At 60.1% G+C, this 13,995-nt stretch carries 11 protein-coding genes; 3 read left to right on the forward strand and 8 right to left on the reverse strand.

Features of this window, described 5'->3' with window-relative positions; translation table 11 throughout:
* The first annotated feature begins 35 nt into the window (after positions 1-35).
* A complete protein-coding gene (locus K7R21_RS08865; protein WP_224982902.1) occupies positions 36-1,847 on the forward strand; it encodes an amidohydrolase in 1,812 nt (603 codons plus the stop codon).
* Between the two features lie 4 nt (positions 1,848-1,851).
* On the opposite strand, the gene K7R21_RS08870 is transcribed toward K7R21_RS08865, so the two are convergent.
* Positions 1,852-2,301 (reverse strand): YbhB/YbcL family Raf kinase inhibitor-like protein, encoded by a 450-nt coding sequence (locus tag K7R21_RS08870; protein ID WP_224982903.1) that lies wholly within the window; start codon positions 2,299-2,301, stop codon positions 1,852-1,854.
* 243 nt (positions 2,302-2,544) lie between these two features.
* Between K7R21_RS08870 and rlmD the strand changes: the two genes are divergently transcribed.
* Positions 2,545-4,182, forward strand: coding sequence for a 23S rRNA (uracil(1939)-C(5))-methyltransferase RlmD (rlmD, locus tag K7R21_RS08875; RefSeq protein WP_224982904.1), 1,638 nt, complete (start codon positions 2,545-2,547; stop codon positions 4,180-4,182).
* A 208-nt stretch (positions 4,183-4,390) separates the two neighbouring features.
* Entirely contained in the window at positions 4,391-5,590 is a 1,200-nt protein-coding gene (locus K7R21_RS08880; protein WP_224982905.1) for an HD domain-containing protein, read from the forward strand.
* Positions 5,591-5,844: 254 nt separating this feature from the next.
* Here the strand turns inward: K7R21_RS08880 and K7R21_RS08885 are convergent, their stop codons facing one another.
* The 7 genes from K7R21_RS08885 to K7R21_RS08915 form a co-directional block, all read right to left on the reverse strand.
* The gene (locus tag K7R21_RS08885) at positions 5,845-7,071 is read right to left on the reverse strand and encodes an HD-GYP domain-containing protein (RefSeq protein WP_224982906.1); all 1,227 of its coding nucleotides are present in this window, start codon (positions 7,069-7,071) and stop codon (positions 5,845-5,847) included.
* Between the two features lie 260 nt (positions 7,072-7,331).
* On the reverse strand, positions 7,332-7,880 hold the full coding sequence (locus K7R21_RS08890) for a 2-oxoacid:acceptor oxidoreductase family protein (RefSeq protein WP_224982907.1): 549 nt from the start codon (positions 7,878-7,880) through the stop codon (positions 7,332-7,334).
* Between the two features lie 19 nt (positions 7,881-7,899).
* Complete coding sequence (locus K7R21_RS08895) at positions 7,900-8,712, reverse strand: 2-oxoacid:ferredoxin oxidoreductase subunit beta (RefSeq protein WP_129126502.1); 813 nt, start codon at positions 8,710-8,712, stop codon at positions 7,900-7,902.
* Between the two features lies 1 nt (position 8,713).
* Entirely contained in the window at positions 8,714-9,847 is a 1,134-nt protein-coding gene (locus K7R21_RS08900) for a 2-oxoacid:acceptor oxidoreductase subunit alpha (protein ID WP_224982908.1), read from the reverse strand.
* 21 nt (positions 9,848-9,868) lie between these two features.
* Positions 9,869-10,060 (reverse strand): 4Fe-4S binding protein, encoded by a 192-nt coding sequence (locus K7R21_RS08905; RefSeq protein WP_129126504.1) that lies wholly within the window; start codon positions 10,058-10,060, stop codon positions 9,869-9,871.
* Between the two features lie 175 nt (positions 10,061-10,235).
* Positions 10,236-11,189, reverse strand: coding sequence for a malate dehydrogenase (gene mdh / locus K7R21_RS08910; protein ID WP_216500652.1), 954 nt, complete (start codon positions 11,187-11,189; stop codon positions 10,236-10,238).
* 64 nt (positions 11,190-11,253) lie between these two features.
* The gene (locus K7R21_RS08915; RefSeq protein WP_224982909.1) at positions 11,254-13,482 is read right to left on the reverse strand and encodes an NADP-dependent isocitrate dehydrogenase; all 2,229 of its coding nucleotides are present in this window, start codon (positions 13,480-13,482) and stop codon (positions 11,254-11,256) included.
* Between the last annotated feature and the right edge of the window lie 513 nt (positions 13,483-13,995).

Here is a 13,995-nt window from a genome sequence, read left to right on the forward strand (position 1 = left end):
AGTCCCCTGCCTGTGTCTTTTGGGGAGGCACAATAATGAAGGGACCAGACCTGCTCATACATAACGGAAGAATAAGCACACTGGAGCAAGGCACTCCAGAGGCTTCTAGTATCGCAATAAGGGGAGGCAAGGTTGAGGCTCTCGGCGGCGAGGAGTTGACCGCGACAGCGGATGACAACACCCAGGTTATCGACGCAAAAAGGCGCCGGGTTATTCCGGGGCTGAACGACTCGCACATACACGTGATCCGTGGGGGACTCAACTTCAACATGGAGCTGCGCTGGGACGGGGTGCCGTCGCTGGCGCTGGCGCTGGAAATGCTGATGGAGCAGGCAAAGCGCACCCCGCCGCCGCAATGGGTGCGGGTCATCGGCGGCTGGACCGAATTCCAGTTCGCAGAACGGCGCATGCCCACTCTCGACGAACTGAACCTGGCGGCACCAGATACCCCGGTTTTCATCCTGCACCTGTACGACCGCGCCCTGGTGAACCGGGCCGCGCTGCATGCCCTGGGCTACGGCAAGGACACGCCCGACCCACCGGGGGGAAAGATCGAGCGGGACCGAAACGGCAATCCCACCGGGCTGCTGATCGCCAAGCCGAACGCCATGCTGCTCTACGCGAGCCTTGCCAAGGGGCCAAAGCTCGATTTCGAGGACCAGGTGAACTCGACGCGCCACTTCCTGAGGGAGTTGAACCGGCTCGGGCTGACCAGTGCCATAGATGCCGGAGGTGGCTTCCAGAATTATCCGGACGACTATCGTGTAATCCAGGAACTGGCCAAGGCGGGGGAGCTTCCGTTGCGTATCGCCTACAACCTGTTCACGCAACACCCCAAAGGTGAGCTGGCCGATTTCTCGCAGTGGGTCACCATGACAGAACCGGGACAGGGCGACGATTTCCTGCGGTTAAACGGCGCGGGCGAGATGCTGGTGTTCTCGGCTGCCGATTTCGAGGACTTCCTGGAACCGCAGCCGGATCTCCCGGCCGTAATGGAGGAGGAACTTACCTCTGTGGTTCGATTGCTGGCTGAGAAGCGGTGGCCGTTCCGGTTGCACGCCACCTACAACGAGTCGATCACGCGCTTCCTGGACGTGTTCGAAGCGGTAAATCGTGACGTCCCCTTCAACGGACTGCGCTGGTTCTTCGACCACGCCGAAACCATTAGCGCCGAGAACCTGGAGAGGGTCAAGGCACTGGGGGGCGGCATCGCAATCCAGAACCGGATGGCCTTCCAGGGCGAGTATTTCCTCGACCGTTACGGTGAGAGGGAAACGGCGCACACCCCGCCGGTCCGCAGCATGATGGCGCTGGACATCCCGGTAGGTGCCGGCACCGACGCGACGCGGGTGGCGAGCTACAACCCGTGGCTGTCGCTGTACTGGATGGTGAGCGGGCGCACCATCGGCGGGACCTTGCTTTACCCCGAGGCCAATCACTTGAGCCGCATGGAGGCGCTGAGGTTGTACACGGAGGGGAGCAGTTGGTTTTCCGGCGAGGAGGGTAAGAAGGGGATCCTGACACCCGGCGCCCTCGCCGACTTGGCGGTGCTCTCGGCCGATTACTTCGAGGTCCCCGAGAAGGATATCAAGGCGATCGAATCGGTGCTGACCGTGGTAGGCGGCAAGGTGGTGTACGGCGGCGAGGAGTTCGGTAACCTGGTACCGCCGCTGCCGGTGAGCCCGGACTGGTCGCCGGTAGGACGCTACAACGGCTACCACCGCGATGAGGCCTCGACTAACCACGTGGCGCGCAAAGAGGCGGAACCTGCGCACCGCCACACACGCATCTGGCTGCCGCGGCAGCGGCGCCTTTGGGACCTCGGCTGCGATTGCTTCGCCTACTAGGCCCTCAGCGGTGTGCATAGACCCCAAGGAGCTCGGCCTGCGCCAGGACTTTGCCGCGCATCGCCTGGTCGAGCTCCTTCCTGGTGCTGTTGCCGGAGAGGTTCAGGCGCTCGGAGAGCGCGTAGAGCCGGAAGTAATAACGGTGCTGCCCAGAGGGGGGACACGGTCCGCCGTAGTTTTTGCGCCGCCAACTGTTCACACCCTGCTGTGCCTCGCCGGGCAACGTCCCCTGGGCAATCTGGGTGGTGGACGGATCAATGTTCCAAAGCAGCCAATGCACCCAGGTTCCGCCGGGGGCATCAGGGTCGTCCATGATGAGAGCGAGCGACTTGGCTTCCTTGGGGACTCCCGCGATGGCGAGTGGTGGGCTCGTGTCGGTGCCGTCGCAGGTAAACGCGACGGGAATACTGCCAGAGTTACTGAATGCGTTGCTGGTAAGTTTCAGTTGCGACACCTTTACCTCCTTCGCCTGGAGCGATGCCGTACACAGAGGTGCCGACACCAGGCACAACAGTAGACTCCGCCAGAGAAAAATCATGGGATGCCTCCGTAACGTAAACCGTTTCTCACGTTCTACCGCTCTCTGAGGACTGATACAGCGGCGCCAGGCTTGAGTGTAACTTTTGCCCCGGACTCTGCAAGTGTCCGTGAAAATTCGGCGGTTGACATGGCTTGGTTTTCCCTTTAAGTATGAGGGATGAAAAATACCAGAAAACCAAAGCAATTCGACAGTCCCAAACCCCATCGCAAGGAAACTCCCACCGCTCCCGCGGCGAAAAAATCGGGTGCAAGAACGGATCGCCCCGCTTCGGCTGACCACTCTACCGCGAACAAGCCTCGCTCCACAGCGGGGAAGTTACACGAACAGCGCGAGCACGCGCCGGCTAAGTCAGCCAAGCGGACCGAGAATAAAGGCACCGACAGGCAAGCCAAGGGGAGGACTTCCGACAGGCCCCGCACCCAGGAAGAACGTCAGCCCACGCTGCGTAGCGGCCAGGTGCTGGAAGTTCAGATACAGGCCAACAACGACGAGGCCTACGGCGTCGCCTACAACGAGGGAACTAGGATCCTGGTCGCGGGGGGCATCGCCGGTGAAACCCTGGTGGTGAAAATTACCTACGTGGGACGCCGCGAATCCTTTGCCAACATCATAAAGATACTGAAACGCTCACCCGACCGCGCCCCCTCCCCCGCCTGCACCATGGGCCGGGCCTGTGACGGCTGTGGCCTGATGCAGATGAACTATCCGGCCCAGCTCACCTGGAAGAAGGGGCTCGTTGCCAGGCAGATCCGAAAGTACCCGTCGCTCTCCGATGCGGTGATCCACGACACCATCGCCTCTCCCAACGAACTGGGCTACCGCAACACTGCCAAGCTGGTGGTGGCAGGAAAAAACATCGATCCGGTGATCGGCATCTACCGGCGCAACAGCCACGACGTGCTCGAGATCGCTGACTGCGCCCTGCACCACCCGCTGATCAACAAGGTGGTCAAGGCGGCCAAGGCCGGCATCAAGAAGGGAAAGGTGCAGATCTACAACCCCAAGAGCGAAATGGGGCTGTTGCGGTACCTGGTGGTGCGGGTGGCCGAGCAGAGCAACAAGGTCATGGTGGTGTTTGTTACCACCGACGAGGGGTACAACGAGATGCACCACCTGGCCAAGTTCATCCAGCAAGCAGTGCCTGAAGTCGCGGTGGTGGCCCAGAACATCAACACCTCGACCGGCAACGTGATCTTCGGCCACAAGGACCGTTCCATAACCAAGGCGCAGACGCTGAAGGCTTACATCGGCGACAAGAGCTTCAACCTGTCCCCGCACTCCTTCTTCCAGGTCAACAGCGGCGCGGCCCGCATCATCTACGAAAAGGTGCGCGACTTCGCACGTCTGACCGGCAAGGAGCGGGTCATCGACCTCTACTGCGGCATCGGCGGCATATCGCTCTTCCTCGCCGACCGCGCCCGCGAAGTGGTGGGAATCGAAGTGGTGGATGCGGCCGTCGCCGACGCCACCGCCAACGCGGCCATGAACCGCGCCGACAACTGCAGCTTCGAGGCCGGTGATGCCGTGCACCTCATCGACGAGATCGGCGAGGAAGGTGGTGCCGATCTCATCGTGCTCAATCCGCCCAGGAAGGGGTGCGACGAGAAGGTGCTGAAGAGCGTGGCTTCTATCAAGCCGCAACGGATCATCTACGTCTCCTGTTCGCCGGAGACGCTGGCGCGCGACCTGGACATCCTGGCAGGGCTAGGCTACAAAACGCTGGAGATACAGCCGGTGGACATGTTCCCTCAGACGGTGCACGTCGAGGATGTGGCGTTGTTGGAAAAACTCTAAAAGCTGCTCCTCACGCAAAGGCGCAAAGACGCAAAGGTGACGATGGTACCCTCTCCCCGTGGGAGAGGGTGGCCGCAGGCCGGGTGGGGGTGCTGCAGAGGCAACATCTCTCTTCATGGCGACGCCCTCACCCGTCCCTCTCCCGGGGGGAGAGGGGGCTATCCGCTGCCGTTCTCAAAAATCACGCCTCTAATTTGCAGAGGTTTCCGTGGACCAGATAATCCAGAAACTGAAATCTTTCTTCCCCGACCATCTGCACTCTTCCATCTTCATGGTTGGCGGCATGGTGCGGGACGTGCTGCTCGGAGTCGAGTGCCAGGACGTGGACCTGGCAGCGGCCGTTCCCATCTCTGAACTCTCCGCCCTTGGCTTTCGCCTGGTGGAGTCCAAAAGCACCCCCAACATCTACTTCCGCTTCAAAGAACCCTTCGGCAAAATCGAGGTGACCTGGCTCCCTGCGCTGGACGCCCTTCCCGACGACCTGTCCCGGCGCGACTTTACGGTTAACGCCATGGCAATGTCACTGGACGGGCAGCTCGTTGATCCTCTTGGCGGCCAACCCGACCTCGAGCCGCGTATCCTACGCTGCTGCAGCCCCACCAGCCTCACCGATGACCCCTTGCGCATTCTGCGCGCCTTCCGCTTCGAGTGCGAAGGGTGGCACCTCGATGCCGAGGCGGAAGCGCTCCTGAAAAACCAGGAGTGGTTTGCGCAGTTGCAGGGAATCCCGGTGGAGAGATTCTCTCAGGAGATGCTGAAGGCTATGGCCAAGCCGGACCCGTCCCGCTTTTTCCGCCGCATGGTGGAGTTCGGTATCGGCAGCAACTTTCTCCCCGAGATCTTCAGGATGACGGAGATCATTGCGGGACCGCCTCAGCATCACCCTGAGGGGGACCTGTTCACCCACTCGCTGGAGGTATTGGAGCGGATGGCACACCTGACCCCGGACACCACCGCCCGCTTCTGCGCTCTCTTCCACGATCTCGGCAAGCTCTACACGCCGCCGGAACTCCACCCCAAGCATCACGGTCACGACACGCTGGGTGCAGAGCAGGTGCCGGCCTTCTGCAAGAGGCTGCGTCTGCCGGTCGCGCTGCAACGAGCACTGCAGGCGACCAACAGGCTGCACAACAATGCTAACCGCTGGGAGGAGTTACGCGATTCAACTAGGATCAGGCTGGCGTTGAATGCCATCAAGGGGGGGATTCAGAACTTCCTGCCATTGCAGGTGGCCGCGGACTTTCATGCCACCATGCCGGGATGGGAGGTGGCGCTGGAGGTGGCCAGGATGAACGCAGCGCAGTTGGGGATTGATCCGGTGCTGCTGGACAAAGAGGTCCCACCGGAAAAGCTGCAGCAGGTCATCATGCAGCATAGGGTGGCTGAGTTCAGGAAGCTTTCTTTATGACTCGGGGGAAAGGACAAAGGCAAATCCCCCCTGTCCCCCCTTCGCAAAAGGGGGGAACGTTTGGGCACGTGTACCGCTAATGGTCAAGACTTCCCCACTCCCCCACTCCCCCACTCCCCCACTCCCCCACTCCCCCACTCCCCCACTTCACTACTTCACTACTTCACTACTTCACTACTTCACTACTTCACTACTTCACTACTTCACTACTTCACTACTTCACTACTTCACTACTCCTACTCCTACTCCTACTCCTACTCTTTATTCTTCGCAGGCTTGACGGTCCGGTCCAGGCCGATCTTGAGGACGGAGCTGTCGTAGATCATCTCGAACATGTGCTCGATCCGGAAGAACGCTGCCAGGACGGCTGGGTCGAAATGGGCAGCGGGGTTAATCCGGTCATCACCGTTTCTAAACACATCGAGCGTTTCCCGGTGGCTCATGGCTCCCTTGTAACTCCGCCGCGAGCGCAATGCGTCGTACACATCGGCGACTTTGACGATGCGGCCGGAGATCGGGATCCTATCTCCCTTGAGGCGCTTGGGGTAACCGGTGCCATCCCAGTTCTCGTGGTGCGAGAGGGCGATTTCTCTGGCAATGCGTAGTTTGGGGGAGTCACCAATGATCTCGGAGCCGTAAGCAGGGTGCTGGCGCACCAGCTTCATTTCCCTCGGGGTCAGCCTCCCCTCCTTGAGCAGGATCTCGGTCGGGATGCGGATCTTGCCGACGTCGTGCATCTGGGCGGACAGGGACATGTCCTCAACGAAATCTGCATTGAACCCCATGTTTGCTGCGAGCGCTCCGGCGTAGCGGTTCACCCGCACGATGTGGCGGCCGGTATCGGGCTCGGCGGCCTCGCAGGCGCGTGCCAGCGCCTGAATGGTGTAGTGGAAGGCATGCTCTGTCTCACGCATACCGTTGGAGACGGTGAGCAGCGACCCGATCATGACGGCTGCGCTTCTGAGCACGTCGGCATCGTATTCGGTGACGTGGCCTGCATAGTTGAAGGCTTCGATCACCCCGCGCACATCGCCGCTGATGCGGCAGCTCACGAAATTGAGGATGGGCTCCCCCATGGCGGCCACCACCTCGGGATGGAAGAAGGTCTGGAACTCCTCGACGCTGGCGCAGCTATCCGACCAGTTGAGTGCCACCGCCTCGCTACCCCCCTCTACCATGATGAGGCTGCTGGCGTAGGTGGAGCCAGGTTCGATGGTGATCTGGTCGGATTGCTCCAGGAGTTCGCCGTGCCGCAAATGGAAAACTCGGCCGTTGCAGCAGACTTTACCAGGGCCTTCGTTGGCAATCAGGATACCGCTCGGGCCACGGCGGCCGTTGCCGCCGAGCAGTTTGCCGAGCACCTCGCGGTACAGTTCGTCGCTGCTAAACTTGCGGCGCGTCAGGTCCTTCAGCGCCTCGTCGGTCAGCCCGATGAGATCAAGGGTCTGTCTGAGGGCAAGGTGGCACAGTTCCTGGGGCATGCTTTTGTCCTTTATGGGCCGAAGTGTATCAGTGGCCTATTCTTTATAACTGATGACGGACAAACTTCAACGCCTCCGACACTCCACCTTACGCAAAGGCGCCAATGCGCAAAGCCCGCAAGGATTACCACAGAAAGAGACCGTGACAGTTCGAAGGCTTTACCTTTTACCTTCCTTGCGTTGTTGCGGTATTGCGTGAGATAAAAAAAAGGCCCGGCTGTGAGGCCGGACCTTTCCTGTGTCACTGGATGTCAGGACAATTAGGCGCGTGCTGCGATGGCTTTCTCGTAGCCCATCTGGAACGCCTTCTTGTTCAGCTCCATGAAAGCCTCCGGCACGCGGGCCAGGACTGCTTTCTCGGCGCCTTCTTTGGTGACCACACCGGTCAGTGCCACCATGGCGCCCAGCGCCACGATGTTGGCCACGATCTCACGGCCAACTTCGTTCTTGGCGGTGTTGATGATCGGGAAGGCAACGGTGTTGAAGTTCCCTTTGGGGATGTTCTTCACCAGGTCGGAGTCGATCAGCAGTACGCCCCCTTCCTTCAGGTCGTGGGAGTACTTGTCGGCTGCTTCCTGGGTCAGCGCCAGCAGCGCGTCGACCACGGTCGCTTTCGGGTAGTCGATCATGGTGTCGGAAACGATGACCTCCGACTTGGATGCGCCACCCCTTGCCTCCGGGCCGTAGCTCTGGGACTGAACTGCCTGCTTGCCGTCGTAGATGGAAGCGGCTTCTGCCATGATGACGCCGGCGAGGATGAGACCCTGCCCACCAGCCCCGGAAAATCTGATTTCATATCTCTGAGACATCTGAGGTTCTCCTCCTTTGTTATTTCTTGGCGCGCTCAATGACCTTCGCGTATTCGTCGGTGTAGTTCGGACGCTCTTCCTTGTACAGAACACCGGTGAGGATCTTGCCTTCGAGCTGCTCGGCAGTCATCTTCTCGGCGGCCTTGACCGGAACGGCGATGTCCTTCAGGCGGTTCATCATCTCGATGACGGACTTGAACTTGTTGCGGCGACCGTAGGTGGTCGGGCAGTCGTCCAGAATCTCGACCACGGAGAAGCCTTTGTGCTGGATCGCTTCGGCGATCAGCTTGTCGATCTGGGTCGCGTGGTACGCGGTGCCACGGGCGACAAAGGTAGCGCCCGCGCCGATGGCCAGCTTGGCGACGTCGAACGCCGGGTCGGGGTTGCCGTACACGGTGGTGGACGCCTTGGCGCCGGTCGGGGTGCAGGGGGAGAACTGGCCGCCGGTCATGCCGTAGATGTTGTTGTTCATGATGATGTAGGTCATGTCGATGTTACGACGGCAGGCGTGGATGAAGTGGTTGCCGCCGATCGCGGTACCGTCGCCGTCGCCGCCCACCAGGATGACGTTCATCTCCGGCTTGGCCATCTTGACGCCGGTTGCGAAAGCGGCGGCGCGGCCATGCGCGGTGTGCAAGGTGCAGAAGTCCATGTAGCCGGGGAGACGTGATGCGCAGCCGATGCCGGAAACGATGGCAGTGTTGTTCTTCTGAAGACCAAGGGTGTCGATTGCGCGGATCAGGCCTTTCATGACAATGCCGTGACCGCAGCCCGGGCACCAGATGTGCGGCAGCTTGCCGGGACGGATGTACTTATCGTAATCAAAAGACATGTTACTTAACCTCCTTGATCTTTTCGAGGATCTGCCCCGGGTTGATCGGCTCGCCGTCAACGCGGAAGATGCCGTGGACCGCCGCCTTGCCTTCAGTGCAGCGCTTCACTTCGCCGGTGCACATACCGAGGTTCATCTCCGGGGTGATGAACGCCTTCACCTTGCCGGCAAGAGCCGCGATCTGCTTCTCCGGGAACGGCCAGAAGGTCTTGATCCTGAACAGGCCGGCCTTGATCCCCTGCTTCCTGGCCTCGTTCACTGCGAAACGGGCGGAGCGGGAGGTGGAGCCGTAGGCAACGATGGCGACTTCGGCGTCGGCAAGTTCGTACTCTTCAAACTGGACGATGTCGTCGATGTTGGCGTCGACCTTGCGCACCTGGCGCTCTTCCTCGGCCTGCACCCAGGCAGCCTTGGTGGTCGGGAAGCCGTCCTGGCCCTTGTTGAGGCCGGTCACGTGGAAGCGGTACTCGCTGCCGAAAGCTGCCAGCGGCGGTACGTCGCCGAAGCTGGTGTCGTACGGCTTGTACTCGGCAGGCGAAACGCTCGGAGCGGTCCTGTTGATGACTTCCAGTTCGCCCGGCTCCGGGAACACGATGCGCTCACGCATGTGGGCCACGATCTCGTCCGGCATAACCATAACCGGGGTGCGATATTTCTCGGCCAGGTTGAAGGCGCGCACGGTCTCTTCGAAGAGTTCCTGCACGGAAGCCGGGGTGAGGCAGATGGCCGGGTGGTCACCGTGGGTGCCCCACTTGGCGCACATGACGTCGGACTGGGAAGGGCCGGTCGGCATACCGGTGGACGGGCCGCCCCTCATGACGTTGACGATGACGCACGGGGTCTCAGCGATGCAGGCGTAGCCGATCAGCTCCTGCTTGAGCGAAAGGCCCGGGCCGGAGGTCGCGGTCAGTACTTTAGCGCCGGTCAAGGAAGCGCCGATGACGGAAGCCATGGCACCGATCTCATCTTCCATCTGGATGAATTTACCGCCGATCTTCGGAAGCTCGACAGACATAACCTCTGCCACCTCGGTAGAGGGTGTAATCGGATAACCGCCGAAGAACGTGCACCCGGCGTAGAGTGCCCCCTGTGCGGCAGCTTCGTTCCCCTGAAGGAATGCAACTTTTTTAGCCACTTTCATACCTCCTAAGATTGTTTACGATACTTTGATTGCAAAATCAGGGCATCTCAGCTCGCACTGCATGCACTTGATGCAGGCCTCAAGGTTCTTGACGCTTGCCACAAAGCCCTTCATTTCCAAGACCTTGGTGGGGCAGAATTCCACACAGATGTGGCACCCCTTGCAGTACTTCTCGATGATCTCGATGTTCGCCGGTGTTTTCTCCATCAACGTAGCTCCTTTGACAAATTGCCCTCGCAGGCTGTGCAAATTGTGGGGTTATAACACATAGTGTTTACAAAATGCAAGTGCTCGGATTTTGGCCCAAACGGTATGTTTTTTGTAAAAAGGGGGTAGAGAGGGGAAACCTCCCTACCCCCTGTAGTACCACGTAAGCTGCCTCTTACTTCATGGAACCAACGAGTTCCTTAACGGCGGCAACCGACTTGTCCATCATGGCCTGCTCTTCGGCATCCAGTTCGAACTCGAGGATCGCCTCGACGCCGTTCTCGCCCAGGACGCAGGGAACGCCGACGTAGAATCCTTTCACGCCGAACTCGCCGTTCAGGTAGGCGCAGGTCGGGAGGACGCGCTTCTGGTCTTTCAGGATGGACTCAGCCATGCAGATGGCGGAGGAAGCCGGGGAGTAGAATGCGGAACCGGTTTTCAGCAGTGCGACAACCTCGCCGCCTGCACCGCGGGTCCTCTTGACCATGGCGTCCATGACTTCTTTGGCCTTGGCCTTGTCCTTGTACTTCTTCTCGAGCAGTTCCATGACCGGGATGCCGTTCACGGAGGCGTAGCGCACCAGCGGCACCATGTCGTCGCCGTGGCCGCCCAGGGTCATCGCGTTCACGTCTTTCACGGAAACACCCAGTTCCCAAGCGATGAAGGTCTTGAAGCGTGCGGAGTCGAGTACGCCGGCCTGACCGATGACGCGGTTGTAGGGGAAGCCGGTGATCTTCTGGCACAGGGTCACCATCGCGTCGAGCGGGTTGGAGATGACGATGACGAAGGAGTTCGGTGCGTGGGCTTTGATACCTTCCGCGACGGAGGTCATGATCTTGGAGTTGACCTCGATCAGGTCGTCGCGGCTCATGCCCGGTTTGCGGGGCAGACCTGCGGTGACGATGACGACGTCGGCGCCCTGGATGTCCTCGTAGCTGTTGGTGCCCTTGAGGCAGCAGTCAAAGCCGTCAACCGAACCGACTTCTGCGATGTCGAGCATCTTGCCCTGCGGCAGGCCTTCAACGATGTCGAACATTACCACGTCACCCAGTTCGCGCAGAGCTGCAAGCTGAGCAAGTACGCCGCCAATCTGACCACCACCGATAAGTGCGATTTTCTTACGTGCCATGTTTTGTTCCTCCGTTAATTGAATGAGATGTCTGTCGTACACGGAAAACTACTGTTTACGCTTCTTAGACGATAGAGTCAATAATCGCGTTCAGGGTTGCGCTCGGACGCATAGCGGCTTCGGTCTTGGCATCGTTCGGGTGGTAGTAGCCGCCCATGTCGACCGGCTTGCCCTGTGCGCCGATGAGTTCGGCGTTGATCTTCTCTTCGTTTTCCTGCAACGCCTTCGCGACCTTGGCGAACTTGGCGGCGAGGTCGGCGTCCTTGGTCTGGGCGGCAATCGCCTCAGCCCAGTACATGGCCAGGTAGAAGTGGCTACCGCGGTTGTCGATCTGGCCAACCTTACGAGCCGGGTTCTTGTTCTGGTCCAGGAACTTGGTGTTGGCGGCGTCGAGGGTCTCGGCGAGGAGCGCTGCCTTGTCGTTTTTGAAGGTGGCTGCCAGGTGCTCGAGGGAAACGGCCAGGGCCAGGAACTCGCCCAGGGAATCCCAGCGCAGGTAGCCTTCCTGCTGGAACTGCTGTACGTGCTTCGGAGCGGAGCCGCCCGCACCGGTTTCGAAGAGGCCGCCGCCCGCGAGCAGCGGAACGATGGAGAGCATCTTCGCAGAGGTGCCGAGCTCGAGGATCGGGAACAGGTCGGTGAGGTAATCCCTGAGGGCGTTGCCGGTCACGGTGATGGTGTCTTTGCCAGCCTTGGCCCTGGGCAGGGTGAATTTCATCGCCTCAACCGGGGACATGATGTGGAGCTCAAGACCGGTGGTGTCGTGGTCCTTCAGGTAAGCATTCACCTTCTCGATCATCTGGGCGTCGTGGGCGCGGTTCTTGTCGAGCCAGAACACGGCCGGAGCGCCGGTGGCGCGGGCACGGCTTACGGCGAGTTTGACCCAGTCGCGGATCGGGAGATCCTTCGCCTGGCAGCCGCGCCAGATGTCGCCCTGCTCGACCTGGTGCTGGATCAGCACTTCGCCGGCGGCGTTGACGACGCGCATGGTGCCGTTAAGCGGAGCCACGAAGGTCTTGTCGTGGGAGCCGTACTCCTCCGCCTTCTGTGCCATGAGGCCGACGTTAGAGGTAGCGCCCATGGTGGTCGGGTCGAACTGGCCGTTTTTCTTGCAGAAGTCGATGCACTCCTGGTACCACTCGGAGTAGCAGGTGTCAGGAATGACGCACTTGGTGTCGGCGAGTTTGCCGTCCGGGCCCCACATCTTGCCGGAGTCGCGGATCACGACCGGCATGGAGGCGTCGATAATGATGTCGTTGGAGGCGTGGAGGTTGGTGATCCCTTTGTCGGAGTCAACCATAGCCAGCGGCGGCTGCTTGGCGTAGGTGGCCTGGATGTCGGCCTCGATCTCGGCCTTCTTGCCTGCCGGCAGTTTGTCGAGCTTCTTGTAGAGGTCGCCCAGACCGAGGTCGGCGTTGACGCCGATTTCCTTGAAGGTCGCCTCGTGCTTCTCGAAGACGTCCTTGAAGTAGACGGAGACGAAGTGACCGAAGATGACCGGGTCGGAGATCTTCATCATGGTCGCCTTCAGGTGCACGGAGAAGAGGATCCCCTTGGCCTTGGCGTCGTCGATCTGCTCCTGGATGAACTTACGCAGCGCGCGGACGTTCATGAAGGATCCGTCCAGCACCTCGCCAGCCTGCAGCGGGAGCTTCTCCTTGAGCACGGTGACGTTGCCCAGGTTGTCCACGAACTCGATCTTGGCGGTGGTGGCCTCTTTGAGGGTCACCGACTTCTCGGAGTGGTAGAAATCGCCCGCGCTCATGTTGGAAACGTGGCTCTTGGAGTCGGAAGCCCAGGCGCCCATCTTGTGCGGGTGCTTCTTGGCGTACTCTTTAACGGCCTTGGCGACGCGACGGTCGGAGTTGCCTTCACGCAGCACCGGGTTGACGGCGGAACCGAGCACCTTGGCGAAACGCGCGTGCAGCGCTTTCTCCTCATCGGTCTTGGGCTCTTCCGGGTAGTTGGGGATGTTGTACCCCTGGCTCTGCAGTTCGGCGATGGCCGCTTTGAGCTGCGGAATGGAGGCGGAGACGTTGGGGAGCTTGATGATGTTGGCTTCCAGCTTCTGGGTCAGTTCGCCCAGGTAAGCCAGTTCGTCCGCGATCTTCTGCTCCGGGGTCAGGTTCTCCGGGAAGTTCGCGATGATCCTGCCAGCCAGGGAGATGTCCCTGGTCTCGACCTCGACGCCGGCTGCCTTGGTGAAGGCGTTGACGATGGGGAGCAGGGAGTAGGTTGCCAGTGCGGGGGCCTCGTCGATCTTGGTCCAAACGATCTTAGTCTGTGTTGTCATGATCTCTCCTTGGGTTTTGTACGAAGCTCAAATACAAAATGATGGGAAATGGCTACGCCGCCATCACCCGACATGGTGTTTTATTAGCCTGCGGGAGTCCGTCAACAACCTGCCACCTACCCCACGCGAGGGGCCATTGTGGCGACTCTCGAAATATATAAAGGATTATGGGATGTTAGCAGGATAAGCTGGGATTTCAAATTTTGTATACAGTATACAAAACGTTTTTCACTGTCAAGGGAAAATCTGGGCGAATTTGATGAGGATTCAAATGGGGTAAGAAGGGGTAGGTAAGGGGGCGCCGGCGAGGAGTGTGCTAGGCCAGGGCATGAAAAAATCGCGGTAAAACGCGCAGTGGCGTGGAAGCATTGACAAAAAGGACTGGAGCCGCACCCGGTGGGACAGGTACAGCGGCAACCATGCCCGAGCAGCGCCCCTCCACCTCCTCACCAGCGATGCATGGTGCCGGCGAGGTATCGACAAAATACCGTTCAAAAATAGTGTCTAACGAAA

Source organism: Geomonas agri, assembly GCF_020179605.1.
In the GTDB taxonomy this organism is placed as follows: Bacteria; Desulfobacterota; Desulfuromonadia; order Geobacterales; family Geobacteraceae; genus Geomonas; species Geomonas agri.